Here is a 25,126-nt window from a genome sequence, read left to right as displayed (position 1 = left end):
GTATTAACTCCATACAGATTTACCGCTTTGCAGACTGAATTGACGATTTTTCTCGCATCTGTACTGGTCTTCCGAATCACCTGCACCGAGGCAGCGCCATGACCCTCTACGTAAACCTCGCCGAATTGCTCGGCACGCGTATCGAACAAGGCTTCTATCGCCCCGGCGACCGCTTGCCGTCGGTGCGCGCCTTGAGCGTTGAACACGGGGTCAGTCTGAGCACGGTGCAGCAGGCCTATCGCATGCTCGAAGACAGCGGACTGGCCACGCCGAAACCCAAGTCCGGCTACTTTGTGCCGGTCGGTCGCGAGTTGCCGGAGCTGCCCGCCATCGGCCGTCCGGCGCAGCGGCCAGTGGAAATTTCGCAGTGGGATCAGGTGCTGGAATTGATTCGCGCGGTACCGCGCAAGGACGTCGTGCAACTCGGTCGCGGCATGCCCGACATCAGCACGCCGACCATGAAACCGTTGTTGCGCGGCCTCGCCCGCATCAGCCGTCGCCAAGACATGCCCGGTTTGTATTACGACAACATCCACGGCACCCTCGAACTGCGCGAACAGATTGCCCGGTTGATGCTCGATTCCGGCTGCCAGTTGAGCGCCAGCGATCTGGTCGTGACCACCGGTTGCCACGAAGCTTTGTCCACCAGCATCCACGCGATCTGCGAGCCGGGCGACATCGTCGCGGTGGATTCGCCGAGCTTCCACGGCGCCATGCAGACCCTCAAAGGTCTGGGCATGAAAGCCCTGGAAATCCCCACCGACCCGCTCACCGGCATCAGCCTTGAAGCGCTGGAACTGGCGCTCGAACAATGGCCGATCAAAGCCATCCAGCTCACCCCGAACTGCAACAACCCGCTCGGCTACATCATGCCGGAGTCGCGCAAACGCGCGCTGCTCACCCTCGCCCAACGCTTTGACGTGGCGATCATCGAAGACGACGTGTATGGCGAACTGGCCTACACCTACCCGCGTCCGCGCACGATCAAATCCTTCGACGAAGACGGTCGCGTGCTGCTCTGCAGTTCGTTTTCCAAAACCCTGGCGCCGGGGCTGCGCATCGGTTGGGTCGCGCCGGGGCGATACCTCGAGCGCGTGCTGCACATGAAATACATCAGCACCGGATCGACCGCACCGCAGCCGCAGATCGCCATCGCCGAATTTCTCAAATCCGGCCATTTCGAACCGCATTTGCGGCGGATGCGCACGCAATACCAACGCAATCGCGACGTGATGATCGATTGGGTGACGCGCTATTTCCCCGCCGGCACTCGCGCCAGCCGTCCACAGGGCAGCTTCATGTTGTGGGTTGAATTGCCGGAAGGTTTCGACACGCTGAAACTGAATCGTGCGCTGCTTGATCAAGGCGTACAGATTGCTGTTGGCAGCATCTTTTCCGCCTCGGGCAAGTACCGCAATTGCCTGCGCATGAACTACGCGGCCAAACCGACAGCGCTGATTGAAGAGGCGGTGCGCAAGGTCGGTGCGGCGGCGATCAAACTGCTTGCCGAGTCCGAGCTCAGTCCAGTCTGAACACGCCTTCGCCGTCGAGTCGGGTCAGATCCGCGACCCGGCTGGCCTCGTTGCTGATTTGCCCCTCAACCTCGAACTCCACATCCATCCGCTTGCCGCTCGCCAACAGCGGCAGAAGGCGTTCGCCGGGGCGCAACACGTCGCTCTCCCCCGCCGCTTTCTGTGTGGCGACACCGTCGACTCGCACCGCCATCACTTTCAGCCGCAACGTGCCAATGCCGAAGCGATAACGCTCGGCGTCAGCCCCCGGCGCATCGAAGCGCAATGTCAGCGGTGACGCCTGCTCGCAGACAACCTGCACTTGCACCCGGCGACTGCCAAAACTCAGTTCATTGGCACCGGCACTTTGCTGCAACAACGCGCCCCGGTCGGTCAGGCCAAAATCAAACGCAGGCGGACTGACTCGCACCTCGCATGCTTGGCCCTGCGCCCACGCCGCCGTGCAGCACAGCCAGAGCATTGCCACGCTCGAAACTCTGAAAACAGTCATCGGATAATTCCTCATCACGCGTCACTGCAACGCGCGGACGCAGATTCGTAAAGCTCATCGGGATCGGCTTCCTCAGCCAGTTCGAAGGTCAGATGACAGCGCGAGCCATCGGCCTTTTGCACATGCAGCGCAGCGTCCGCCTGAATGTCGGAAAGAAAAATCCGTCCGTCATCGAGCACGCTGGTGACGTAGCGGCCCTGCTCATCAAACACCCCGAAACCCTTGCCGACGACTTGATCATCGGCCGTGTGTGCGTGCAGTAAAACGCGCCGGGACGTGGCCATCTGAAACTCCAGCCGCTGCACCGAACCGCGCGCCGCTGCGATCTCGCGGTAGCCGTTGAGCACGTCGACATTGCGCGCCAGGCTCGCGGTGTCGATCTCCACCCGCGTGTTGCGATAGGCCGGCACACTGGCCACCACCGCGCGCCCGGCGGCGTCCGTCCACACCGGCCCGTAAGGCGTGCGCAACTTGACCCCGGCGGCATCCCCAGCCTTGAGCAGGGCAAAGGTCTCGCGCACGGTGTAGGGCGATAAGGTCAGGCCTTCGCTGTGCAGAGCCACGCCGCCCCTTGCGCCGAAGTCGTAACCGGTCGAACCGGAGCCGCGCTGCGAATAACCCAGATCGACCTGGGTGTAACGCGGCAGCAAGTTGAGCCGGCCACTGACATCCGCCTCGCCGTTTTCCGGGCGCTCGACCGTGGCGCTGTAGGCCACGGCGTCGTTGATCTGCTGATTCAGACGCAAGCCGCTGCGGGTGCCGCTGAGGTCGTCCTTGCGGACAAAACTGCGCAGCGCGCCGCTGCGACCCATCGGCATGCTGACCGTCAGATAGGTCGCAAAACCACGGCTGTCATGCGCCGACCCGCCCATGTCACGCTCAAGACTCAACGACACGCTGGTGCGCTGAAACATCCGTGACCACGAGGCGCTGAGGCGCGAACTGGTGTCATCTTCAAAATCGGTGAAGCGTGAAAATCCACCGGAAAACGAGCCCAACAATAGGCTCGCACCGCTGAGCCCCAGCGTCATCTGGTTGCGAATGCGTTGATCCGGTTGATCGGTGTCGCGATTCCACGTGGTATCGGACAACGTGCGAAAACCCTGCACTTGCTGAGTGACCGACAGGTTCGCCGAAACGCGCTCGGTCAGCGCCGTGCTCAGGCTGAACTGGAACTGCGCGCCCAACTGATCTTCACGACGGGCGCGGGACACCACCTGACGCAGTCCCAGCGCTGTGCGCGGCAATAACGGAATTTGCAGCGCCATCCCGGCCGATTGATAGTCACTGCCGAGCATCGCGCCCGCCGTCAGTTGCTTGCCGGCGGCCAAACGCCAATCCTTGCTCGCGGCGACGAAATCAGGTGCGTCGCGAGCATCGCGGGCATAGCGACGAACACGTCCCGCCGTCACCGCGAAACCCGGCTGGCGGCCCGGCGCCAAACCACCAAGGCTGTCGCCGGGAACGATAAAACTGCGTTGCTGGCCATCCTCTTCGTACACGGTGACTTCCAGATCCAGGCTCTGGCTGAGCAGCGGCAACCCCACCAGCGAAAACGGCCCCGGCGGCACCAGCGTGGTGTAGATCAACGCGCCGTTCTGCCGCACCTCGACCCGGGCAGCGGAATAAGCGATGCCCTCGACGTGGGCGCCTTCACTGTCCGCTTCCAGCTCCCCCAACGCGGCTTCAGGCTGCAATTGCACACCGGTGAAAGCCTCGCCGGCAAACAATGGCGAGGCCATGTTGAGCTGACCGAGTTGCAGGTTGGTTTGCAGCGACTCGAAGGTGCGCGAAGCGTAGGCATACAGATGCTCGGTCTGGCTGCTGCCCTCGAACGCCGCGTAAGCCTGACGGCTGCGCAGCGCCCAGTCGTTGATGTTCAAACCCAGCTCGGTGTTGAGGCTGCGGTAGTGTGTGGTCTGGCCGACGTATTCGTTACCCAGCACCAGCGCGTCGTAGTTGAACAGCGCAGCGCTGCCACCGTGCGCGTAGTTGCGACGCGCCGCAGCCGTCGGCGCCACGAGCCCGGTGGGCAGCAGCAGATCGATCTGTTCCTTGCCCGGATCAAGCCGCGCGATCACGCCGTCGAAGCTGTCGACGAAGCGCCTGCAATCAAGGTTCGGCAACGCCTCGACGCGCATGTTTGCCTGTTCGAGCAACGTCTCGGTGGTGCACAACTCGCCCTGCTCGTCGAACGTCGCCAGCACCCGTCCTTTCGGCACACCGTTGACGCTGAGCAGCAGCGAATGCGTCCCCTGCTGAAAGCGCGGCGCGTCCTGAAAGTATTCCGCCAGTTGCAGATCGAGCCCACGGGCGCGCAACACGTTCGGGTCGAAGGTGACCGAATCGGCCAAGCTGTTCGCCGACGACAACAGGCTGAGCAGCGCAAGGCTGTGACGGTAATTCATTCACCGGTCACCAGTGGCGCATCGAAATTGCCGGCAGCGAAACCGTACATCGTCGCCGGGTACAGACGCACTTGAGTCGCCGTCGCGGGCAGCGGCGATGCGGACGTCAGACGCAGTTTTTCGCCGGGCAAAATGTAGCTGCGGCCCAGATCCACCGTGGCCTCGCCGGGGAGCAGATTGACGGTATTAGCCAGCCGAACCACATAAGGGCTGGGATTGCTGACCTGCAGTTGAGTGTCCTGCACTGACCACTTCAGCAGCGTCCACGGCTGGCGTTCGATGGGCAGATTCTTCGGGCGCAGAATCGCGGGAATGTTCTGTTTTACGGTCAGACTGACCCGCGCATTGCTGCCCTTTTCCAGCGGCTGAATGCCTTCGAAAATCACCCGCTTGAGGCGCTCGGTTTGCAGCGGCTCAGCGCTGCGCAGAATGAATCGCACCAGTTGCGTGCCACCGCTTTCTACCCGAGCTACCGGCGGGGTCAGCAGTAACAGTAACTCGGTGTCCTCAGGAACATTTTCAATGCTCGTGTGCAAGAGAGCCGGGAGCGGTTCAGTGTTGGTGATGTTGATACTGGCTTCACCAGTGGACTCTTCGAGAATCAGGATCGGCGTTTGCGGCACCATGCCCGCGGCGTCGGCCACGGATGTTGCGCTCGATAGAAGCAGCACCGCCATCAGGGCGGTGGTTGAAAAACTTTGAATTTGAGGCATGACGATTCCCTGGCGCCCCATTTTTCGCACCGTCGGCGCAAGGGCCCATCGTTGAAACACAAACGTAAAAGGTGCGCCTGTAGCGCAGAAAAACGACGCACCGCAAGGACTGCGGCGCGTGTTTGATCAGGTCGAGAGTGTGCTCACGACATCCCTGGACTCAGAGGTAAACCAGCTCGAACGTCGCGGAGCCGTCGAGGGTGATGTCAGAGCCGGTGGGCAGCGCACTGGCAGCGCGCACAACCGGCACCAGTGTCATTGGGAGGGTGTGGATTATCCCGTTGCTTGGGCCTTCGGCCACGCTGCGCCCCCAGGAATAGTGAATGTAACCTCCGTCCGAGGCATTCTTGGCAACCAGTGTTGAAGACGGCTCCAACCAGCTCGGACCTCCGATGCCGCCGCCCTGCTGATACATGAGCGACATAGCCAAGGCGTCCACAGTCGGCGTTCCGTGGCGCAAACCATAACCACCAATCTTGACACCGCTGGCAGCGCCCATCCCGTAGATGTACATCTTCTCTGCACGACCGTCGATGGTGATGCCATCCAGTTGCGTCGATGCCTGATTGTCATGCACCCTCACCGCCACCGGCACCCGACCGTTGCAGTTCATGCTCAACGTGATGTTTTTCACTCCCAGCTCTGTTTGCACATCGGCATTCAGATCCGCCGCCGAAATCTTGCCCAGATCAACAAGGCTGCCTCCGGCAAAGTTCGGTGTGCACGCGGTAGGAATAATCGTGCCGCTGACCGTAAGGCTGGTACTTTCTGCAAGGGCAAAAACCGGCAACAACGTAGCCACCACCGTGGCGCTGATGAAAAGCTTTTTCATGAGAAATTCTCGTTCCGTAAGAATTAAAAGGACGACAGCAAGTAGCGCTTTGTCTGGCGGAAAATAGCGAAATTTCCTGCCTGACAACGCCCGGCCATTATTGCGATTTGCCCCCGCTGCCGATGTAAGACGAAGTTACAAAGCACCCAGAGAAAATTCGCCTGAGGCCGTAGCTGACAGGAGTAGGAGAAATGCCCTACTTCAAAAATTCTCATTTCCTTCCCGTCGGCCATTGCCTACACAGCGCTCAAACCGGGCGGTTCCCCACGGCAGATTTTTCCTGAATCAAACGCCGCCGATGACGGTCATAACCCGTGCCATACTCCGATCCCTACTCACACGCGGAATGATCCGACTTGCGATCCAGCCCTCTCCTGCTTCTGATCTTCGTGTTGTCGCTCGCCGGCTGCGCCAGTGTCGATGTGCAACGCGAACCCAGCCAGGCCTTGCCGGCCAGCAGCTCGGCGTTTGGCCGTTCGATTCAGGCTCAGGCCGCGCCGTATGAAGGCCGCTCCGGCTTCCGCCTGCTGTCCAACAGCACCGAATCTTTCACTGCCCGCGCCGAGCTGATCCGCCACGCGCAGGTCAGCCTCGATTTGCAGTACTACATCGTCCACGACGGCGTCAGCACACGAATGCTCGTCGAGGAATTGCTCAAGGCTGCCGACCGTGGCGTGCGCGTACGCATCCTGCTCGACGACACCACCAGCGATGGTCTCGACCAGATCATCGCCACGCTGGCGGCGCATCCGCAGATTCAGATACGCCTGTTCAACCCGCTGCATCTGGGCCGCAGTACCGGCGTCACCCGCGCGGCCGGGCGCCTGTTCAACCTGTCGCTGCAGCACCGACGCATGCACAACAAATTGTGGCTGGCGGATAACAGCGCGGCCATCGTCGGCGGGCGCAATCTGGGCGATGAGTATTTCGATGCCGAGCCGAACCTGAATTTCACCGACATCGACATGCTCAGCATGGGGCCGGTGGCCGAGCAGCTCGGGCACAGTTTCGACCAGTACTGGAACAGCGCGCTGAGCAAGCCGATCGATGAATTTCTCTCCAGCAAACCGTCGGCCAAGGACTTGCAGAACACCCGCACGCGCCTGGAAGAATCGCTGGAAGAAACCCGCCAACAAAATCACGCGCTGTATCAGCAGTTAATGACGTTCACCACCGAGCCGCGCATGGACATCTGGCGCAACGAACTGATCTGGGCGTGGAATCAGGCGCTGTGGGACGCGCCGAGCAAGGTACTGGCCAAGGATGAGCCGGATCCGCACTTGCTGCTGACCACGCAACTGGCGCCGGAACTGAAGAACGTCAGCAAAGAGCTGATCATGATTTCGGCGTACTTTGTGCCGGGGCAACCGGGGCTGGTCTATCTGACCGGGCGTGCTGATGCGGGTGTTTCCGTGAGCCTGCTGACCAACTCACTGGAAGCCACCGACGTGCCGGCGGTGCATGGCGGTTATGCGCCGTATCGCAAGGCGCTGCTGGAACACGGTGTGAAACTGTATGAACTGCGCCGCCAGCCTGGGGATAACGATGGCAGTGGCCCGCATGTGTTTTACAGCAAGTCGTTCCGCGGCTCGGACTCGAGTTTGCACAGCAAGGCGATGATTTTTGACCGGCAGAAATCGTTTATCGGCTCGTTCAACTTTGATCCGCGCTCGGTGTTGTGGAATACCGAGGTCGGGGTGTTGGTGGACAGTCCGGAGTTGGCTGAGCATGTGCGTGAGTTGGCGTTGCAGGGTATGGCGCCGGCGTTGAGTTATCAGGCGAAACTGCAGGATGGGAACATCGTCTGGGTCACCGAGGACAATGGCCAGATGCATACGCTGACCAAGGAACCGGGGAGCTGGTGGCGACGGTTTAATGCGTGGTTCAGCACCAGCGTCGGCCTGGAACGCATGCTTTAAAAGCAAAAGATCGCAGCCTTCGGCAGCTCCTACAGTTTGAAATGCATTCCCCTGTAGGAGCTGCCGAAGGCTGCGATCTTTTGATCTACGCAGGTTCTGTCACCGGGCCGAATGCCCCTTGGCGCAATAGCAAAATCACCAACCCAAACGCGCCGATCGCCATCAACAGCGGCAACGCATGCCCGCTGATCCACTGGCTACCCGCCCCCGCCGCCAACGGCCCGATCAGACAACCCACGCCCCACAGTTGCGCGATATGCGCATTCGCCCGCACCAGCGCATCGTCGCGATAACGCTCGCCAATCAAGATCAGCGACAGCGTAAACAACCCGCCAGCACTGGCACCAAACAGCACCCACAGCGGCCAGATCAGCAGCGTATCGAGCAACAGCGGAATCGCCAGACTCGACAACATCAACACCACCGCGCAACCCGCGAACAGCGTGCGCCGCGACAGGTAATCGGCCAATGCGCCAATCGGCAGTTGCAGCAACGCATCACCGACCACCACGGTGCTGACCATCGCCAAAGCGATCTCGGCGGTGAAGCCTTGTTGCAGGCAATACACCGGCAGCAGCGTCAGGATCATCGCCTCAAACGCGGCAAACAATGACACCGCCCAGGCAATCGCCGGCAGATCGCGCGCAAATCCCCATAGGTCGCGGAAGGTCACGCTGCTCGCTTCACTGCTTGGCGCACCGCTGCGACCCAACAACAGCAGCGGCGAAACCAACAGCAAGCCGACGCCCACCCAGAATCCGTAATCGTCTTCAGTGCCGAGCGCGCCCAGCAGCAGCGGGCCAGACAACTGGCTCAACGCATAACTGCTGCCATACAGCGCCACCAGACGACCGCGCCAATTCTCGACCACCAGTTGATTGATCCAGCTTTCGCCGAGGATGAACACGATGGTCAGGATCACGCCGATCATCAGCCGCAGCACCAACCAGATCGGATAGCTCGGCAGCAGCGCCAGCAAGCCGATCGACAACGCGCCCGCCCACAGGCACAGGCGCATCAGATTCGCCGTGCCGAAGCGCGCCGCCAGATGACTGGAAATCTTCGCGCCGAGCAACACGCCAATCGCCGGCATCGCCGCCATCACACCGATGGCGAAGGAACCGTAGCCCCAGCCCTCCAGACGCAATGACACCAACGGCATGCTGACCCCCAGGGCCAGGCCGACACTCAAGACAGACGCCAACACGGCGAAATACGTCGCCCAACGCATGTTCCACGCTCCTGTGGATAATTATTTTTTGAGGTCACATCAAACAAATGTGGGAGCGAGCCTGCTCGCGAAAACGGTTTCACATTCAGCACATAGGCTGACTGTTACACCGCTTTCGCGAGCAGGCTCGCTCCCACAGGGGATCTGCTTCGTCTGGAGGAACTGTTCTCGCGACCAGATCCTCGCTAACGGCTTACAGCTTGATCCACGTCGCTTTCAGCTCGGTGTATTTATCGAACGCGTGCAGCGATTTGTCGCGACCGTTGCCGGACTGCTTGAAGCCGCCAAACGGTGCGGTCATGTCGCCGCCGTCGTACTGATTGACCCACACGCTGCCGGCGCGCAGCGCTTTGGCGGTTAGGTGGGCCTTGGAGATGTCTTGCGTCCACACCGCAGCGGCCAGGCCATACGGCGTGTCGTTGGCGATCTGGATGGCTTCTTCAGCGGTATCAAAAGCGATAACCGACAGCACTGGCCCGAAGATCTCTTCCTGAGCGATCTTCATCGCGTTGCTCACGCCGTCGAAAATCGTTGGCTCAACGTAAGTGCCGCCGGTTTCCTGAAGAATGCGCTTGCCGCCGGCGACCAGTTTGGCGCCATCGGTGTGACCGGATTCGATGTACGACAGCACGGTGTTCATCTGCTGCGTGTCGACCAGCGCACCAACGTTGGTGGCCGGATCCAGCGGATTGCCCGGCTTCCAGGTTTTCAGTGCCTCGATCACCATTGGCAGGAATTTGTCCTTGATCGAACGCTCGACCAGCAGACGCGAACCGGCGGTGCAGACTTCGCCCTGGTTGAAGGCGATGGCGCTGGCAGCGGACTCAGCTGCAGCTTGCAGATCCGGCGCATCGGCAAAGACGATGTTCGGGCTCTTGCCGCCGGCTTCGAGCCAGACGCGTTTCATGTTCGATTCGCCAGAGTAGATCATCAGTTGCTTGGCGATCTTGGTCGAACCGGTGAACACCAGCGTGTCGACATCGTTGTGCAGGGCCAGCGCCTTGCCAACGGTGTGACCGTAGCCCGGCAGCACGTTGAGCACGCCTTTCGGAATGCCGGCTTCAACGGCCAGCGCGGCGATGCGGATGGCGGTCAGCGGGGATTTTTCCGACGGCTTGAGGATCACCGAGTTACCGGTCGACAGCGCCGGGCCGAGCTTCCAGCAGGCCATCATCAGCGGGAAGTTCCACGGCACGATGGCGCCGACCACACCGACGGGCTCGCGGGTTACCAGACCGAGCTGATCGTGCGGCGTCGCTGCCACTTCGTCGTAAATCTTGTCGATCGCTTCACCGCTCCAGCTCAGCGCTTGCGCCGCGCCCGGAACGTCGATGTACAGCGAATCGCTGATCGGCTTGCCCATGTCGAGGGTTTCGAGCAGGGCCAGTTCTTCGGCGTGCTGCTTGAGCAGGCCGGCGAAACGGATCATGGTGGCTTTGCGTTTGGTTGGCGCCAGGCGCGACCACACGCCGGAATTGAAAGTAGCGCGGGCGTTTTCCACAGCGCGCTGCGCGTCGGCGGCGTCACAGCTGGCAATCTTGCCGAGCAGACGGCCATCGACCGGGCTGATGCACTCGAAGGTCTCGCCGGAGACGGCGTCGGTGTATTCGCCATTGAGATAAGCGCGGCCTTCGATTTTCAGGTCGCGGGCGCGTTGTTCCCAGTCGGCACGAGTCAGGGTGGTCATTTCGAGTGTCCTCCGCTTGTTGAATACGAGCGCCGCGCGATCTTCGCCAGCGTCCTCAAGAATTCTGCCCGGCCAGCCGGTTATTTCGGCCAGAGGCACCCGCCACCCTAAACCAGCGGCCGGGGTTGTTTCAATATATTTGACATAAGGTGGCCATACGGCCTTGCGGTGTTGATTTTAATCAACATAGACTTTGGCCCTTTCCAGCCAATCGCGCCGTATTCACAGGGGATAACAACAATGAACATCCAGAACGTCGTCGACATCAGCCTGACCAGCAGCGAAGCCGAACGCTATCGCCCGGATCCGGCGAAAGTGCTCAAGGGTGATCCTGAACAAGCGGTGTTCCATCAGTACGACAGTCCGTGTGGGCAGATGGGCGTTGGCGTGTGGGAAGGTGCGGTTGGCCAGTGGACGGTGAATTACACCGAGCACGAATACTGCGAGATTTTGCAGGGCGTGTCGGTGCTGCGTGACAGCGATGGCAATGCCAAGACGTTGCGGGTTGGCGACCGATTTGTGATCCCGGCGGGGTTTCGTGGCACCTGGGAAGTGCTGGAGGCTTGCCGCAAGATTTATGTGATCTTCGAACAGAAGGCTTGATCCATACCCCTCCCCTGTAGGAGCTGCCGAAGGCTGCGATCTTTTGATCTTGTTTTTAAGGATCAAGGTCAAAAGATCGCAGCCTTCGGCAGCTCCTACACAGACAGCCTGCAAATATTCGAGGCAACAAAAAAGGCCCGCATCGTGAGATACGGGCCTTTTTTGTAAGTCGGGAAAAATCAATTACTTGATTTTGCCTTCCTTGTAGATCACGTGCTTGCGAACAACCGGATCATATTTCTTGATCTCGATTTTGTCCGGGGTAGTACGCTTGTTCTTGTCGGTAGTGTAGAAGTGACCAGTACCGGCGCTCGAGATCAAACGAATCAATTCACGCATGATTAGCTCCCTTAAATCTTGCCATCGCGGCGAAGTTCGGCGAGCACGACAGTGATGCCACGCTTGTCGATGATACGCATGCCTTTGGCAGATACGCGCAGACGCACAAAACGTTTCTCTTCTTCAACCCAGAAGCGGTGATGCTGCAGGTTCGGCAGGAAACGACGACGGGTTTTGTTGTTTGCGTGGGAAATGTTATTCCCAGTCACCGGACCCTTACCGGTAACTTGACATACTCTCGACATGCCTCAGCCCTCTAAAACCACATGCCCAACCCGGCATGGGTTGGCCGCTTAATCTCTCAGTCATTTGGCGCCAGGCGCCGCGTTTCTTTAGAGGTCTTACCGGCTACACCTACAGTGAAGGAACCGGGCCCCTAGAAAAGAGCGCTGCTTTATACCAGAAAGACCGGGGTGCAACAACTTTCCGTGTGCAATCAATCCACAAAAAAGTGCTTTTTCGACCTGCGAACGCTTTGGATAAAGGCCGGCACCGGTTTTTACCACTCGTCGAAGAAAATCGTCTGCACACGGCTTTCAGACTTTTTGCGCAGCGCCGTGGTCTGAAAAACCGCCATCACTGTGCCCTTAAAATGCAAAAAGGGGATAGTCATTTGTAATCCAGCCCTCTAGGGTAGGCCTTTTCCAGACTGCACTTGCAGATGGGCCTTCGATCTGTAAAAGGAAACCGACCATGCGCCTCGCTGCCCTACCCCTGTTGCTCGCCCCGCTCCTGCTGAGCCCTCTGGCCCAGGCCGCCGCGCTGAGCGTCTGCACCGAGGCCAGCCCGGAAGGGTTCGACGTGGTGCAATACAACTCGCTGACCACCACCAACGCCTCGGCCGACGTGCTGATGAACCGTCTGGTGGACTTCGACACCGCCAGCGGCAAAGTCGTGCCGAGCCTGGCCGACAGCTGGGAAGTCAGCACCGATGGCCTGACGTACGTGTTCAAACTGCATCCGCAGGTGAAATTTCACACGACCGATTACTTCAAGCCGAGCCGCGAGCTGACCGCTGAAGACGTCAAATTCAGCTTCGACCGCATGCTCGACCCGGCGAACCCGTGGCACAAAGTCGCGCAAAGCGGTTTCCCGCACGCGCAGTCGATGCAGTTGCCAGCGCTGATCAAGAAGATCGACGCCCTCGATCCGCTAACCGTGCGCTTCACCCTTGATCACCCGGACTCGACGTTCCTGGCGACCCTGAGCATGGGCTTCGCCTCGATCTATTCCGCTGAATACGCCGACAAACTGATGAAGGCCGGCGCGACGGACAAGCTCAACAGCCAGCCAATCGGCACCGGCCCGTTCGTGTTCAACCGTTTCCAGAAAGACGCGGCGATCCGTTACAAGGCCAACCCGGATTATTTCGGCGGTAAGCCTGCAGTCGATCCGCTGATCTTCGCCATCACCCCGGACGCCAACGTGCGCCTGCAAAAGCTGCGACGCAATGAATGCCAGATCGCCCTGTCGCCGAAACCACTCGACGTACAAGCCGCGCTGAAAGAGCCGACGTTAAAAGTCGAAAAAACTGACGCGTTCATGACCGCTTTCGTCGGCATCAACAGCCAGCACCCGCCGCTGGACAAGCCGGAAGTGCGTCAGGCGATCAACCTCGCGTTCGACAAGGCCAACTACATCAAGGCTGTGTTTGAAGACACCGCCGAAGCAGCCAACGGCCCTTACCCGCCGAATACCTGGAGCTACGCCAAGAGCCTGCCGGGCTATCCTCATGACATCGCCAAAGCCAAGGCGCTGATGGCCAAGGCTGGTTTGAAGGATGGTTTCCAGACCACCATTTGGACGCGTCCGTCGGGCAGCCTGCTCAACCCGAATCCAAGCCTCGGCGCACAGATGCTGCAGTCGGATCTGGCAGAGATCGGTATTCAGGCGGAAATACGCGTGATCGAGTGGGGCGAGCTGATTCGTCGCGCCAAGGCTGGCGAGCATGATCTGTTGTTCATGGGCTGGGCGGGCGATAACGGCGACCCGGATAACTTCCTCACGCCGCAATTTTCCTGCGCGGCGGTCAAGTCGGGGACTAACTTTGCGCGCTACTGCAACGCCGATCTGGACAAGCTGATCAGCGCCGGCAAGACCACCAGCGAACAAGGTGTACGCACCAAGCTGTACGAGCAGGCGCAGGCGCAGATTCAGCAGCAGGCGTTGTGGTTGCCGCTGGCGCACCCAACCGCTTACGCGCTGACGCGTAAGGACGTGCAGGGCTACGCCGTCAGCCCGTTCGGCCGCCAGGACTACTCCAAGGTCAACCTCAAATAACTGATCCCCCTGTAGGAGCTGCCGCAGGCTGCGATCTTTTGATTTTGTTTTTTAAGATCAAAAGATCGCAGCCTGCGGCAGCTCCTACAGGGATTGGAAGTTACATCCAGCCACATTCCGCCATCGACAGCGGCTCGCCGTCACCGATGATGAAGTGATCGAGCACCCGCACATCAATCAAATCCAAAGCTTTCTGCAGTCGCTTGGTCAGCAACCGATCTGACTGACTCGGATCCGTGTTCCCCGACGGATGGTTATGGCAGAGGATCACCGCCGCCGCGTTGTTAGCCAACGCACGCTTCACCACTTCCCGGGGATGCACGCTGGTATTGTCGATCGAGCCGCGAAACAAGGCCTCGAAATTCAGCACCTGATGTTTTGAATCGAGAAACAGACAGCCGAACACCTCATGAGGCTCATGCCTCAGCATGGCTTTGAGGTAATCGCGGACGACCTGTGGATTCTCCAGCGCAGGCTTCTCGCGCGAGCGCTCGGCCAGATGCCGCTTACCCATTTCTTGCGCCGCTTGCAGCTGCGCAAACTTTGCAGGCCCCAAGCCCAATTGTTTGCTGAATGCGTCCTGATCGGCCTCAAGCAGCAAACGCAGGCTGCCGAACTGACTCAACAAATGCCGCGCCAGATCCACCGCACTTTTCCCCGGCACGCCGGTACGAAGGAAAATCGCCAGCAGTTCCGCATCCGAAAGACTCGCCGCACCTTGTTCCAACAAGCGTTCCCGCGGGCGTTCCGCCGCGGGCCAATCACGAATACTCATAGCACTTCCCTGTCAGTGGGCGCCGCTGTTCCGTAGCGGTCGCTGTGATATCTTAGCCCATCTTTTTTGCGGGCGGATTCACCCTGGGGAGGGGGTTTCGCCACGTATGTCACCCACGAAATGAAAGGCAGACCTATGCAGCGGCTGTATCGGAAACGCATCGTTCTGGGCGTCGGCGGCGGCATCGCGGCCTACAAGAGCGCCGATCTGGTTCGTCGCCTGATCGATCAGGGCGCCGAAGTGCGCGTGGTCATGACCCACGGCGGCGCCGAATTCATCACCCCGCTGACCATGCAGGCGCTGTCCGGCCACCCGGTGCACCTCGACTTGCTCGACCCGGCCGCCGAAGCCGCGATGGGCCACATCGAGCTGGCCAAGTGGGCCGATCTGGTGCTGATCGCCCCGGCCACCGCCGACCTGCTCGCGCGTCTGGCGCAAGGCATTGCCAATGATTTGCTGACCACGCTGGTACTCGCCACTGACGCTGTCGTCGCTGTCGCGCCGGCCATGAATCAGGCGATGTGGCGCGATCCGGCGACCCAGGCCAACCTGCAACTCCTTGAAAGCCGTGGCCTGAAGACCTTCGGCCCGGCCTCGGGCAGTCAGGCCTGCGGCGACGTCGGCATGGGCCGGATGATGGAAGCCACTGACCTCGCACAGTGCGCGGCAGACTGCTTCCAGCGCCAGGCACTGACCGGCAAACACGTGGTCATTACCGCCGGCCCGACTCAGGAAAACATCGATCCGGTGCGCTACATCACCAACCACAGCTCCGGAAAAATGGGCTTTGCCCTCGCCGAAGCAGCGGTTGAAGCCGGCGCCCGCGTCACGCTGATCAGCGGCCCGGTGCACTTGCCGACGCCGGATCGCGTCACGCGTATCGACGTGGTCAGCGCCCGCGACATGCTCGCGGCGTGTGAATCGGCGATCCCGTGTGACGTGTTCATTTCCTCGGCAGCGGTTGCGGACTACCGCCCGGAAGTCATCGCCCCGCAAAAACTCAAGAAAGATCCTACGAGCGGTGATGGCTTCGTCCTGCAAATGGTGCGCAATCCAGACATTCTGGCCACCATCGCGACCCGTCCCGACCGTCCGTTCAGTGTCGGCTTTGCCGCCGAGACCGAACACCTGCTCGACTACGCTGCACGCAAGCTGAAGGACAAGAATCTCGATTTGATCGTCGCCAACGACGTCGCCAACCCGAGTATCGGTTTCAACAGCGAAGAAAACGCCTGTAGCGTGATTGACCGTGAGCTGCACGCCACGGTTTTCGCCCAGACCAGCAAGAGCAAGATCGCTCGCCAACTGGTCACTTTTATCGCCGAACGTCTGAACCAGGTTTAATTTACATGCACGCTTTGCAAGCCAAGATCCTCGACCCACGCATCGGCACCGATTTCCCGCTGCCGCAATACGCCACCCCGGGCTCCGCCGGCCTCGACCTGCGCGCCATGCTGGATCAGGACATCGTGATCAAGCCGGGTGAAACCGTGCTGATCCCCACCGGTCTGTCGGTTTACATCGGCGACCCGAACCTTGCCGCACTGATCCTGCCGCGCTCGGGCATGGGCCATAAGCACGGCATCGTGCTGGGCAACCTCGTCGGCCTGATCGACTCCGACTACCAGGGCCCGCTGATGGTGTCCTGCTGGAACCGTGGCCAGAGCGATTTCACCATGACCGTCGGCGAACGTCTGGCGCAACTGGTGCTGGTACCGGTGGTACAGGCGCACTTCGAAATGGTTGAAGAGTTCGTCGAAACCGAACGCGGCACCGGCGGTTTTGGCCATACCGGCACCAAATAACCGAACACATCTCCTGTAGGAGCTGCCGCAGGCTGCGATCTTTTGATCTTGATCTTAAAAAACAAAGTCAAAAGATCGCAGCCTTCGGCAGCTCCTACAGGGGAAAATTTCAGGCAGATCAGCTGATAGGTTTAACACCGTAAATCAAGGTTTTGCCGGCCGAAAGCCACGCCAGCCGAGGCGTCATGGCCCTTTCATACCACGAACTCTCTGTGGAAAACGCCGTCATACCCTTCAGTTTGAGCCTGCCGTCGAACGATTCGTCGGTCTGTCCCGCCACTTTCGAGATGGAGCATTTCCGTAGATGAGCACCCCAGCCAAGATCGCCCCGAAGCTGCCTGACAGCATTTTCCGCGCCTATGACATTCGCGGCACCGTGCCGGAATTCCTCAATGCCGAAACCGCTTACTGGATCGGCCGCGCCATCGGTTCGCAGAGCCTCGCTCAAGGGGAGCCGAATGTATCCGTCGGTCGCGACGGTCGCCTGTCCGGCCCGGAGCTGGTTGCCGAGCTGATCCGCGGTATCGCCGAAAGCGGCTGCCATGTCAGCGATGTCGGCCTGGTGCCGACGCCGGCGCTGTACTACGCCGCCAACGTGCTGGCCGGCAAGTCGGGTGTGATGCTCACCGGCAGCCACAACCCGTCGAACTACAACGGTTTCAAGATCGTCATCGCCGGCGACACCCTCGCCAACGAACAGATTCAGGTGCTGCATGAGCGCATCAAGACCAACAATCTGAGCAGCGGCACCGGCAGCGTTACCCAAGTCGAAATCCTCGACCGCTACAACACCGAAATCGTCCAGGACATCAAACTGGCGCGGCGCATGAAGGTCGTGGTCGACTGCGGCAACGGCGCGGCCGGCGTGATCGCCCCGCAACTGATCGAAGCGCTGAACTGCGAAGTCATCCCGCTGTTCTGCGAAGTCGACGGCAACTTCCCGAACCATCACCCGGATCCGGGCAAGCCTGAAAACCTCGTCGACCTGATCGCCAAGGTCAAGGAAACCAACGCCGACATCGGCCTGGCGTTCGACGGCGACGGCGACCGTGTCGGCGTGGTGACCAACACCGGCAGCATCGTCTACCCGGATCGTCTGCTGATGCTGTTCGCCCGTGACGTGGTTGCGCGCAACCCGGACGCCGAGATCATTTTCGACGTCAAATGCACCCGTCGACTGGTGCCGCTGATCAAGGAATACGGCGGTCGTCCGCTAATGTGGAAGACTGGTCATTCGTTGATCAAAAAGAAAATGAAACAATCCGGTGCTCTACTGGCCGGTGAAATGAGCGGGCACATCTTCTTCAAGGAACGCTGGTTCGGTTTCGACGATGGCATCTACAGCGCCGCGCGGCTGCTGGAGATCCTCAGCAAGGAAAAATCCACTGCGGAAGAGCTGTTTGCGACCTTCCCGAACGATATTTCTACGCCGGAAATCAATATCCATGTGACCGAAGAGAGCAAATTCAGCATCATTGATGCACTGCACGACGCACAGTGGGGCGCAGGCGCTGACCTGACCACCATTGACGGCGTGCGAGTCGATTACGCCAAAGGCTGGGGCCTGGTGCGCGCGTCCAACACCACACCGGTGCTGGTGCTGCGCTTCGAGGCCGATGACGAGGCTGAATTGCAGCGCATCAAGGACGTGTTCCACGCCCAATTGAAACGTGTTGCACCTGATCTCCAACTACCGTTCTGATCCACCCGGAGCCCTGAATGACCCTCGAACGCGATGCCGCCGCCAACACTGCCAAGGTTCTGTCCGAAGCGCTGCCTTATATCCGACGTTATGTCGGCAAGACCCTGGTGATCAAATACGGCGGCAACGCGATGGAAAGCGAGGAGCTGAAAACCGGCTTCGCCCGCGACATCGTGCTGATGAAAGCCGTCGGCATCAACCCGGTGGTCGTGCACGGCGGCGGCCCGCAGATCGGTGATCTGCTCAAGCGCCTGTCGATCGAAAGCCACTTCGTCGATGGCATGCGCGTCACCGACGCGGCGACCATGGACGTCGTCGAAATGGTCTTGGGCGGTCAGGTCAACAAAAGCATCGTCAACCTGATCAACCGCCACGGCGGCAGCGCCATCGGCCTGACCGGTAAAGACGCCGAGCTGATTCGTGCGAAAAAGCTCACCGTTACCCGCCAGACCCCGGAGATGACCCAGCCGGAAATCATCGACATCGGCCACGTGGGCGAAGTCATCGGGATCAACACCGACTTGCTCAACCTGTTGGTCAAAGGTGATTTCATCCCGGTGATCGCGCCAATCGGCGTCGGCGCCAACGGTGAGTCGTACAACATCAATGCTGACCTGGTGGCTGGCAAAGTCGCCGAAGCGCTGAAAGCTGAAAAGCTGATGCTGCTGACCAACATTGCCGGCCTGATGGATAAGTCGGGCACCGTGCTGACCGGCCTGAGCACGCAGCAGGTCGACGATCTGATTGCTGACGGCACCATCTACGGCGGCATGCTGCCGAAGATCCGTTGTGCGCTGGAAGCGGTTCAGGGCGGCGTCGGTAGCTCGTTGATCATCGACGGTCGTGTGCCGAACGCGATCCTGCTGGAAATCTTCACTGATACCGGTGTGGGTACGTTGATTAGTAATCGCAAGCGTCACTGATTGCTGAAAGGCTAAAGATCGCAGCCTGCGGCAGCTCCTACAAAATCGGATTTCGTTTGTATGAAATTTCTGTAGGGGCTGACGAAGACTGCGATCTTTTTTATGCGCGCAAGAAATGTCTGACTTAACAAAGCGAAACGTCCGACATCACCTCAGAACAAATCTCCCTAGGATCTTCCCTTCATCCACCGGAGATTTACCCATGCAAAAACACAGCGTTCCTTACGGCAGTGACATTTCGGCTGGCACCTACGCCTGCGTGGACTGCGGCCGAGAGTATTCGGGCCCGTCGCAATCATCGATGCCGCCCTGCCCTGACTTCACGGAAGCCTCGCACCCGCTCAAGGGCTGGAAAGTCCTCAGTGGCCAAGGCGATGCGCCTCAGGATCCATACCCGGAAACCAGCGGGAAATAACTCGGAGCGCCTGAGCCATGCAGATCTCGTTCACGATCGACGCCGACGCTTTTGAGCTGGAACAAAAGGAACCGGTCAAGAAAACCTTGCGCATTGGTGACGCGGAAATCACCCACGCTTTGCAGCGCATCGCCAAGGCCAGCCTGACCGAATACCTGAAAATGCTGGTCGAGGGCGGCATGCCCAGCCGCGCTGACGAGGCCAAGCAGGATCGTCTGCTCTACCTCATTCAGAGCTATTTCGGGCAGACCTTGCCGACTGAATCGCAGATCTCGACGATCTTTCAGCTGACTCAAAGCCAAAGCAAAACCCTGCTGAAAAACACGGTGTCGCGCTTTCGCAATCAGCTCGACGACATCCTCCAGCACAGCATGCGTGCGGTGATCGAGACGGCTGAATACGCGCAAACCGTGTTTCTGGTGGTCATCAGCTCGGACGTGATCCGCGATGAGCTGAACATGCTCATCACCCAGAACGAGCCAACCTTCAAACCCATCACCAAGCGCAAAGGCAGCGCCGGGCAGTTCGAGATCAGCGAGGACAGCCACGCGTTACTGTGTGCAACGCTGGGCCTGAATGCCGTTCAGTGACATCGTCGCGGTCAGTGGCTTGCTGCTGACCCTGACGACTTTTATGTTCAACCTGGCGTGGCCGGCGCTCAGTGAAGCGCTGACGCTGGATGAGCACCAGTCGGGGCCGCTGAACAGAAAGCGCAGCAGGGACAAGGTTCGCGAAGCTTTTTTCGGGCGGGCGCTGCCGTTGACGTGCGCATTTGCGGCGCTGTTCTACGTCAACTTGCCGGCTGCGGTGGGGATTATTCGCAGCAGCACGCTGGATCTGTGGGATTTTGATGTGGATCGCACGTTGTACGTGATGGTGGTTGCGGCGTTGCTGGCGTTTGCACTGATCAACGCAGGATTGACCCTGAAACTGCTGAAAAAATGGAGAAACCTGCGCTGAATCGAAACCCCTGTAGGAGCTGCCGAAGGCTGCGATCTTTTGATTCTGTTTTTAAGATCAAAAGATCGCAGCCTCCGGCAGCTCCTACAGAATGATGTCGTATCAGACGCCAAACTGGGCGCGGTACGCTTCCACGGCTGGCAGATGTTGCTTGAGCTGTGGATCATCCGCGAGGAACTCCAGCACCTGATTCAGCGAAACAATGCTGATCACCGGGATACCGAAATCACGCTCGACCTCCTGAATCGCCGACAACTCGCCATTGCCACGCTCCTGACGGTTCAGCGCGATCAGCACGCCGGCAGCCTTGGCGCCGTCCTGCGAAGCAATGATTTGCATCACTTCACGGATCGCGGTGCCAGCGGTGATCACGTCGTCGATGATCAGCACGTCGCCGGTCAGCGGCGCGCCAACGAGGCTGCCGCCTTCGCCGTGGGCCTTGGCTTCCTTGCGGTTGAAGCACCATGGCAGGTCACGGTCGTGATGCTCGGCCAATGCGACGGCGGTGGTGGCCGCCAGCGGGATGCCTTTGTAGGCCGGGCCGAACAGAACGTCGAAGGGAATGCCGCTTTCAGCGATGGCTGCGGCGTAGAAACGCCCCAGTTGCGCCAGGGCCGAGCCCGAGTTGAACAGGCCGGCGTTAAAGAAGTAAGGACTGGTGCGCCCGGACTTCAGGGTGAACTCACCGAAGCGCAAAACGCCGCGATCGATGGCAAAACGAATGAAATCGCGCTGATACGCTTGCATGAAAAAAACCCCAAATACCACGGATTTAGCTAATTAGCTTGACGCCGTGTATCATACACGCACGCGATTTTTGGGGCCATTTATGCGGATCATCAGTGTGAACGTCAATGGTATTCAGGCGGCAGTCGAGCGCGGTTTGCTCAGTTGGCTGCAAGCTCAGAATGCCGACGTCATCTGCCTGCAGGACACCCGTGCCTCCGCCTTTGAACTGGATGACCCAGCCTTCCAACTGGATGGCTACTTCCTTTATGCCTGCGATGCTGAAGTCCCTGCCCAAGGCGGCGTGGCTTTGTATTCGCGGTTGCAACCGAAGGCTGTCATCAGCGGTCTCGGTTTCGAGACGGCCGACCGCTACGGGCGCTACCTGCAAGCAGATTTCGACAAAGTCAGTATTGCCACCTTGCTGCTCCCTTCGGGGATGAACGGCGATGAGGACTTGAACCAGAAGTTCAAGCTCATGGACGACTTCGGCAAGTACCTGGACAAACAGCGACGCAAACGCCGCGAGTACATTTATTGTGGCTCGCTGTACGTGGCGCAGCAGAAGCTCGACATCAAGAACTGGCGCGACAGCCAGCAATCCCCGGGCTTCCTGGCGCCGGAACGCGCCTGGATGGACGAGATTGTCGGCAACATGGGTTATGTCGATGCCCTGCGCGAAGTCAGCCGTGAAGGCGACCAGTACAGCTGGTGGCCGGATAACGAACAGGCCGAGATGCTCAATCTGGGCTGGCGCTTCGACTACCAGATCCTGACCCCGGGCCTGCGCCGCTTTGTACGCAGCGCACGTCTGCCACGTCAGCCACGGTTCTCGCAGCACGCACCGCTGATCGTCGACTACGACTGGACGCTGACCATCTAAGCGTCGTTTCGCAGTCAAAAAAATGCCCGTATCGCGAGATACGGGCATTTTTTGTGCGCCAGCCTAAAGCGGGCTGAACCTCAGAGCGCGACAAACATCGGCAGGGCCAGATACAGCTTGATCACGATGACGTTAATGATGTCGATGAAGAACGCACCAACCATCGGCACCACCAGAAACGCAATCTGCGAAGGCCCGTAACGCTGCGTCACCGCCTGCATGTTGGCGATCGCCGTCGGCGTGGCACCGAGACCAAAACCGCAATGCCCTGCGGCCAGCACCGCCGCATCGTAGTTGCGGCCCATCATGCGGAACGTCACGAAAATCGCAAACAGCGCCATGACCAAGGTCTGCACCGCCAGAATGATGAAGATCGGTAACGCCAGCGCCGCCAGATCCCACAGCTTCAGCGACATCAAGGCAATCGCCAAGAACAGCGACAGGCTAACATTGCCCAACACCGACACTTCCCGCTCGAACACCTGATACAGGCCCAGCGCCGAGAGACCGTTGCGCAGCAACACACCGACAAACAGCACACAAACAAAGGTCGGCAACTCGAGCGCACTGCCTTGCAGCCAACCGTTCAGCAGATTGCCGACCAGAAGGCTGACCGCGATCAGGGCCAGTGTTTCGATAAACGAAAACGGCGTTATCGAGCGCTCTTTGTTCGGCTGTTCAAAACCCTTGGGGAGCCGTGGCGCTTGCTGATTCTGGCAACCGGGCACCTCAACCCGTTTGATCAACAGGCGAGCCACCGGCCCACCAATCAAACCGCCCAGCACCAGACCAAAAGTCGCCGAGGCGATCGCCAGTTCAGAGGCAGAAGCCAAACCGTATTTCTCACTGAACACCGTGCCCCACGCAGCGCCGGTGCCGTGACCGCCCGCCAGAGTGATCGAACCGGTCAACAGGCCCATCAGCGGGTCAAGCCCGAGCATTGTCGCGAGGCCGATGCCCATCGCGTTCTGCACCACCAGCAGCCCGGCGACCGCCAACAGAAATATCCCCACCACGCGCCCGCCCTTTCTCAGGCTGGCGAAGTCTGCACTCAAACCAATGGTGGCAAAGAACGCCAACATCAAAGGCGTTTGCAGCGAAGTATCGAAGCGCACTTCAATATCCAGCGTTCGCATTAACAACAGAACCAATGCGACTACCAGACCCCCGGCAACCGGTTCGGGAATATTGTAATTGCGCAGAAATCCAACGCGAGTAACTAAACCACGCCCCAGCAAAAGTACTAAGGAAGCGGCCACGAGTGTTCCGTAAAAATCGAGCTGAATCATTTTGATTATTCTTGGCTATATTCAGGGACGAGCTCTTTTCCTGAGCGCGCGCCGTGAATCGGCTGATTGTCTCAACACTGATTGCTGTGGAATTCAAGAACCTTCGATGGCTTGAATATATCGAAATATTTCAAGAGAAACATAACGCCGGGCAACTTTAACAATCGTCGATTGCCGATGCCAAGGACGGAGCCAGCACCAAGGCAGCGCAGTTGTGACTAAACATGTAAGAGCGAAAAATATATAACTAGATGACTACCATTCATCGGCAATAGATTAATCCTACATCCCAAAGAAACTAATCCCGTTGCATTCATGTAAATGCCCGTAGGTGAAACACGGGAATTTTTATTAATCAGAGAATGGTCTGACTGGAGATGTCTCGGGGCGCGCGCGTCAGGATGTCTGGCGTGTCGCCAATCACCACCGTGTCGTCGATCCGAAAGCCACCCAGCCCCCACTGAAAAATCCCCGGCTCAGCCGAATACACTTCGCCACTCATCAGCGGTCGCGTATTGAACGCCATGTCGTGGGGAAACTCATGGCCGACCAGCCCAAGTCCATGGCCCGTACGATGGATGATCAAGTCCGCCACTCCATGCCGCTCGAAAACCCCTTGAGCCGCCGCATCAATCGCGCAAACCGGATTGCCCGTCACCGCCGCTTCGCACGCCGCCTCATTGGCTTCCCGCGCCGCCTCATACAACTGGACCTGCCGCGCCGATGGCTTGCCGCAAAACCAGGTGCGCTCGTTCTCGATGATCAGACCGTTGATACGCGGAATGATGATGTTCACCAGACCATGACCCTTCTCGATCCGCGCGCCGCACTGCCGACCATCGCCGTGGGGTGCACAGCTCGCCGGGCCGGACAGGGTGAAAAACTCGATGCACTGCACATCCTCTCCGGGGAATCGATTGGCCGCTTCTTCGACAAACAGTGCCGCCATGCTCATGTCCAGCTCCTGCACCAGCCGTCCGGGACGGATGTTTTCCCGGTAGCGATCCTGCAACCAATCCGTCAACGCACAGGCTTCGCGCATCAGTTGGATCTCTTCGGCATGCTTGACTAGCCGCAACGTGCGGCACTCTTCGGTCGCGTTTTGCAGCACCAACGATGGCAGCAAAGTACCGACGCGAACCAGCGGCGCCGTGATCGCATCGACGCCAATGCGCGACCGATGCAGCCCGGCATCGCGCAAAGATTGGGCGACCAGCTCACTCCACTGACTGACCAAGGGCAGGCGATTTTGCACACGCGGATGCTCGGCATAGAAACGCGCATCCTCGATCCAAAGATGCCCGGCTTCTTTGGTGAAACGCCAATGATGCGTCGATAGCTCATGAGCGATCACAAACGGCGCGCCGTTCCTCGGTACGACGCACAGAATTGGCCGTTCCCACGTCTCGACGTCGGTATTGAAGTTGGTCGCAAACTGGAAGAAGTCGGCCTGGGTGAACAGCAAAGCATCAAAGCCTTCGCGATCCATCAGCGAGTACATGAGTTGCAGGCGATAGTCGCGCACAGCGTGTCCGAGGTGTGCCATTGGCTGGCTCCGTGTCGTTGAAGTGCGGACAGTGTTCAACGAGGGCAGAGCTGACGTCGCGCCGATCC

23 protein-coding genes and 1 pseudogene are annotated in these 25,126 nt (G+C 59.4%); 12 read left to right on the top strand and 12 right to left on the bottom strand.

The annotated features are described in order from the left end of the window. Positions 1-98 precede the first annotated feature (98 nt). Positions 99-1,532: a PLP-dependent aminotransferase family protein gene (locus tag ACP3TY_RS26525; RefSeq protein ID WP_426618838.1), complete on the top strand. Its 1,434-nt coding sequence runs from the start codon at positions 99-101 to the stop codon at positions 1,530-1,532. On the opposite strand, the gene ACP3TY_RS26520 is transcribed toward ACP3TY_RS26525, so the two are convergent. The 4 genes from ACP3TY_RS26520 to ACP3TY_RS26505 all read right to left on the bottom strand — a co-directional run bounded on the left by ACP3TY_RS26520 (position 1,519) and on the right by ACP3TY_RS26505 (position 5,975). Beyond that, positions 1,519-2,022: a hypothetical protein gene (locus tag ACP3TY_RS26520; RefSeq protein WP_426618837.1), complete on the bottom strand. Its 504-nt coding sequence runs from the start codon at positions 2,020-2,022 to the stop codon at positions 1,519-1,521. The two genes, ACP3TY_RS26525 and ACP3TY_RS26520, sit on opposite strands and share 14 nt — an antisense overlap. A 14-nt stretch (positions 2,023-2,036) precedes the next feature. After that, complete coding sequence (locus tag ACP3TY_RS26515) at positions 2,037-4,430, bottom strand: fimbria/pilus outer membrane usher protein (RefSeq protein WP_426618836.1); 2,394 nt, start codon at positions 4,428-4,430, stop codon at positions 2,037-2,039. Further along, positions 4,427-5,143 carry a fimbria/pilus chaperone family protein gene (locus ACP3TY_RS26510; RefSeq protein WP_426618835.1) on the bottom strand — a complete coding sequence of 239 codons (717 nt, stop codon included), beginning with the start codon at positions 5,141-5,143 and terminating at the stop codon, positions 4,427-4,429. The genes ACP3TY_RS26515 and ACP3TY_RS26510 overlap by 4 nt, the downstream gene beginning before the upstream one ends. Before the next feature lie 160 nt (positions 5,144-5,303). Next, positions 5,304-5,975 carry a DUF1120 domain-containing protein gene (locus ACP3TY_RS26505; protein WP_426618834.1) on the bottom strand — a complete coding sequence of 224 codons (672 nt, stop codon included), beginning with the start codon at positions 5,973-5,975 and terminating at the stop codon, positions 5,304-5,306. 356 nt (positions 5,976-6,331) lie between these two features. Here ACP3TY_RS26505 and ACP3TY_RS26500 point away from each other — a divergent pair, with 356 nt between their 5' ends. Beyond that, complete coding sequence (locus ACP3TY_RS26500; RefSeq protein WP_212546224.1) at positions 6,332-7,894, top strand: phospholipase D family protein; 1,563 nt, start codon at positions 6,332-6,334, stop codon at positions 7,892-7,894. Between the two features lie 85 nt (positions 7,895-7,979). Here the strand turns inward: ACP3TY_RS26500 and ACP3TY_RS26495 are convergent, their stop codons facing one another. Both ACP3TY_RS26495 and ACP3TY_RS26490 read right to left on the bottom strand, forming a co-directional pair. Beyond that, on the bottom strand, positions 7,980-9,125 hold the full coding sequence (locus tag ACP3TY_RS26495; protein WP_212550361.1) for an MFS transporter: 1,146 nt from the start codon (positions 9,123-9,125) through the stop codon (positions 7,980-7,982). Positions 9,126-9,318: 193 nt separating this feature from the next. Beyond that, on the bottom strand, positions 9,319-10,812 hold the full coding sequence (locus tag ACP3TY_RS26490) for an aldehyde dehydrogenase (RefSeq protein ID WP_122596715.1): 1,494 nt from the start codon (positions 10,810-10,812) through the stop codon (positions 9,319-9,321). A gap of 240 nt (positions 10,813-11,052) precedes the next feature. Between ACP3TY_RS26490 and ACP3TY_RS26485 the strand changes: the two genes are divergently transcribed. Continuing rightward, entirely contained in the window at positions 11,053-11,415 is a 363-nt protein-coding gene (locus ACP3TY_RS26485; RefSeq protein WP_150649022.1) for a cupin domain-containing protein, read from the top strand. 183 nt (positions 11,416-11,598) lie between these two features. On the opposite strand, the gene rpmG is transcribed toward ACP3TY_RS26485, so the two are convergent. Continuing rightward, entirely contained in the window at positions 11,599-11,754 is a 156-nt protein-coding gene (rpmG, locus tag ACP3TY_RS26480) for a 50S ribosomal protein L33 (RefSeq protein WP_003177274.1), read from the bottom strand. Between the two features lie 11 nt (positions 11,755-11,765). Next, positions 11,766-11,999 (bottom strand): 50S ribosomal protein L28, encoded by a 234-nt coding sequence (gene rpmB / locus ACP3TY_RS26475; RefSeq protein ID WP_007920377.1) that lies wholly within the window; start codon positions 11,997-11,999, stop codon positions 11,766-11,768. A gap of 448 nt (positions 12,000-12,447) precedes the next feature. Between rpmB and ACP3TY_RS26470 the strand changes: the two genes are divergently transcribed. Beyond that, positions 12,448-14,034: an ABC transporter substrate-binding protein gene (locus ACP3TY_RS26470; RefSeq protein WP_008086803.1), complete on the top strand. Its 1,587-nt coding sequence runs from the start codon at positions 12,448-12,450 to the stop codon at positions 14,032-14,034. A 100-nt stretch (positions 14,035-14,134) separates the two neighbouring features. Here ACP3TY_RS26470 and radC read toward each other — a convergent pair whose 3' ends face one another. Continuing rightward, a complete protein-coding gene (radC, locus tag ACP3TY_RS26465) occupies positions 14,135-14,809 on the bottom strand; it encodes a RadC family protein (RefSeq protein ID WP_282353550.1) in 675 nt (224 codons plus the stop codon). Positions 14,810-14,944: 135 nt separating this feature from the next. On the opposite strand from radC, the gene coaBC reads away from it, so the two are divergent. The 7 genes and pseudogenes from coaBC (at position 14,945) to ACP3TY_RS26430 (ending at position 20,614) form a co-directional block, all read left to right on the top strand. Continuing rightward, positions 14,945-16,153 (top strand): bifunctional phosphopantothenoylcysteine decarboxylase/phosphopantothenate--cysteine ligase CoaBC, encoded by a 1,209-nt coding sequence (gene coaBC / locus ACP3TY_RS26460; protein WP_053125030.1) that lies wholly within the window; start codon positions 14,945-14,947, stop codon positions 16,151-16,153. A 5-nt stretch (positions 16,154-16,158) separates the two neighbouring features. Continuing rightward, positions 16,159-16,614: a dUTP diphosphatase gene (gene dut / locus ACP3TY_RS26455; protein ID WP_034152055.1), complete on the top strand. Its 456-nt coding sequence runs from the start codon at positions 16,159-16,161 to the stop codon at positions 16,612-16,614. Between the two features lie 325 nt (positions 16,615-16,939). Next, positions 16,940-18,316: pseudogene (locus ACP3TY_RS26450) on the top strand (phosphomannomutase/phosphoglucomutase); the annotation flags it as partial. A gap of 17 nt (positions 18,317-18,333) precedes the next feature. Beyond that, positions 18,334-19,239, top strand: coding sequence for an acetylglutamate kinase (argB, locus tag ACP3TY_RS26445; RefSeq protein ID WP_053125034.1), 906 nt, complete (start codon positions 18,334-18,336; stop codon positions 19,237-19,239). A gap of 202 nt (positions 19,240-19,441) precedes the next feature. Then, positions 19,442-19,654 carry a hypothetical protein gene (locus ACP3TY_RS26440; protein WP_426618833.1) on the top strand — a complete coding sequence of 71 codons (213 nt, stop codon included), beginning with the start codon at positions 19,442-19,444 and terminating at the stop codon, positions 19,652-19,654. 17 nt (positions 19,655-19,671) lie between these two features. Further along, entirely contained in the window at positions 19,672-20,244 is a 573-nt protein-coding gene (locus ACP3TY_RS26435) for a hypothetical protein (protein WP_400755855.1), read from the top strand. Next, positions 20,231-20,614, top strand: coding sequence for a hypothetical protein (locus ACP3TY_RS26430; protein WP_426618832.1), 384 nt, complete (start codon positions 20,231-20,233; stop codon positions 20,612-20,614). The genes ACP3TY_RS26435 and ACP3TY_RS26430 overlap by 14 nt, the downstream gene beginning before the upstream one ends. A 102-nt stretch (positions 20,615-20,716) precedes the next feature. Here ACP3TY_RS26430 and pyrE read toward each other — a convergent pair whose 3' ends face one another. Beyond that, the gene (pyrE, locus tag ACP3TY_RS26425) at positions 20,717-21,361 is read right to left on the bottom strand and encodes an orotate phosphoribosyltransferase (RefSeq protein ID WP_008078597.1); all 645 of its coding nucleotides are present in this window, start codon (positions 21,359-21,361) and stop codon (positions 20,717-20,719) included. A gap of 82 nt (positions 21,362-21,443) precedes the next feature. On the opposite strand from pyrE, the gene ACP3TY_RS26420 reads away from it, so the two are divergent. Further along, positions 21,444-22,223 (top strand): exodeoxyribonuclease III, encoded by a 780-nt coding sequence (locus tag ACP3TY_RS26420; RefSeq protein WP_007920349.1) that lies wholly within the window; start codon positions 21,444-21,446, stop codon positions 22,221-22,223. Between the two features lie 80 nt (positions 22,224-22,303). Here the strand turns inward: ACP3TY_RS26420 and gltS are convergent, their stop codons facing one another. Both gltS and ACP3TY_RS26410 read right to left on the bottom strand, forming a co-directional pair. Further along, on the bottom strand, positions 22,304-23,512 hold the full coding sequence (gltS, locus tag ACP3TY_RS26415; protein WP_282354085.1) for a sodium/glutamate symporter: 1,209 nt from the start codon (positions 23,510-23,512) through the stop codon (positions 22,304-22,306). Between the two features lie 355 nt (positions 23,513-23,867). After that, on the bottom strand, positions 23,868-25,058 hold the full coding sequence (locus tag ACP3TY_RS26410) for a M24 family metallopeptidase (RefSeq protein ID WP_426618831.1): 1,191 nt from the start codon (positions 25,056-25,058) through the stop codon (positions 23,868-23,870). Positions 25,059-25,126: the final 68 nt, after the last annotated feature.

Origin of the sequence: Pseudomonas rustica (assembly GCF_049959085.1) — a bacterium.
GTDB classification, from domain to species: Bacteria; Pseudomonadota; Gammaproteobacteria; order Pseudomonadales; family Pseudomonadaceae; genus Aquipseudomonas; species Aquipseudomonas rustica.
Note: the sequence above shows the minus strand (reverse complement) of the source record. Positions and strands in the feature narration are given on the sequence as shown.

What these genes read in the sequence shown, in the direction of transcription:
- coaBC (WP_053125030.1), top strand. Translation starts at nt 14,945, where the DNA reads ATGCAGCGGCTGTATCGGAAACGCATCGTTCTGGGCGTCGGCGGCGGC.
- ACP3TY_RS26515 (WP_426618836.1), bottom strand. Translation starts at nt 4,430, where the DNA reads ATGAATTACCGTCACAGCCTTGCGCTGCTCAGCCTGTTGTCGTCGGCG.
- ACP3TY_RS26520 (WP_426618837.1), bottom strand. Translation starts at nt 2,022, where the DNA reads ATGACTGTTTTCAGAGTTTCGAGCGTGGCAATGCTCTGGCTGTGCTGC.
- ACP3TY_RS26510 (WP_426618835.1), bottom strand. Translation starts at nt 5,143, where the DNA reads ATGCCTCAAATTCAAAGTTTTTCAACCACCGCCCTGATGGCGGTGCTG.
- ACP3TY_RS26495 (WP_212550361.1), bottom strand. Translation starts at nt 9,125, where the DNA reads ATGCGTTGGGCGACGTATTTCGCCGTGTTGGCGTCTGTCTTGAGTGTC.
- gltS (WP_282354085.1), bottom strand. Translation starts at nt 23,512, where the DNA reads ATGATTCAGCTCGATTTTTACGGAACACTCGTGGCCGCTTCCTTAGTA.
- rpmB (WP_007920377.1), bottom strand. Translation starts at nt 11,999, where the DNA reads ATGTCGAGAGTATGTCAAGTTACCGGTAAGGGTCCGGTGACTGGGAAT.
- ACP3TY_RS26420 (WP_007920349.1), top strand. Translation starts at nt 21,444, where the DNA reads ATGCGGATCATCAGTGTGAACGTCAATGGTATTCAGGCGGCAGTCGAG.
- ACP3TY_RS26490 (WP_122596715.1), bottom strand. Translation starts at nt 10,812, where the DNA reads ATGACCACCCTGACTCGTGCCGACTGGGAACAACGCGCCCGCGACCTG.
- ACP3TY_RS26410 (WP_426618831.1), bottom strand. Translation starts at nt 25,058, where the DNA reads ATGGCACACCTCGGACACGCTGTGCGCGACTATCGCCTGCAACTCATG.
- ACP3TY_RS26430 (WP_426618832.1), top strand. Translation starts at nt 20,231, where the DNA reads ATGCCGTTCAGTGACATCGTCGCGGTCAGTGGCTTGCTGCTGACCCTG.
- argB (WP_053125034.1), top strand. Translation starts at nt 18,334, where the DNA reads ATGACCCTCGAACGCGATGCCGCCGCCAACACTGCCAAGGTTCTGTCC.
- dut (WP_034152055.1), top strand. Translation starts at nt 16,159, where the DNA reads ATGCACGCTTTGCAAGCCAAGATCCTCGACCCACGCATCGGCACCGAT.
- radC (WP_282353550.1), bottom strand. Translation starts at nt 14,809, where the DNA reads ATGAGTATTCGTGATTGGCCCGCGGCGGAACGCCCGCGGGAACGCTTG.
- ACP3TY_RS26525 (WP_426618838.1), top strand. Translation starts at nt 99, where the DNA reads ATGACCCTCTACGTAAACCTCGCCGAATTGCTCGGCACGCGTATCGAA.
- ACP3TY_RS26435 (WP_400755855.1), top strand. Translation starts at nt 19,672, where the DNA reads ATGCAGATCTCGTTCACGATCGACGCCGACGCTTTTGAGCTGGAACAA.
- rpmG (WP_003177274.1), bottom strand. Translation starts at nt 11,754, where the DNA reads ATGCGTGAATTGATTCGTTTGATCTCGAGCGCCGGTACTGGTCACTTC.
- ACP3TY_RS26505 (WP_426618834.1), bottom strand. Translation starts at nt 5,975, where the DNA reads ATGAAAAAGCTTTTCATCAGCGCCACGGTGGTGGCTACGTTGTTGCCG.
- ACP3TY_RS26470 (WP_008086803.1), top strand. Translation starts at nt 12,448, where the DNA reads ATGCGCCTCGCTGCCCTACCCCTGTTGCTCGCCCCGCTCCTGCTGAGC.
- pyrE (WP_008078597.1), bottom strand. Translation starts at nt 21,361, where the DNA reads ATGCAAGCGTATCAGCGCGATTTCATTCGTTTTGCCATCGATCGCGGC.
- ACP3TY_RS26485 (WP_150649022.1), top strand. Translation starts at nt 11,053, where the DNA reads ATGAACATCCAGAACGTCGTCGACATCAGCCTGACCAGCAGCGAAGCC.
- ACP3TY_RS26440 (WP_426618833.1), top strand. Translation starts at nt 19,442, where the DNA reads ATGCAAAAACACAGCGTTCCTTACGGCAGTGACATTTCGGCTGGCACC.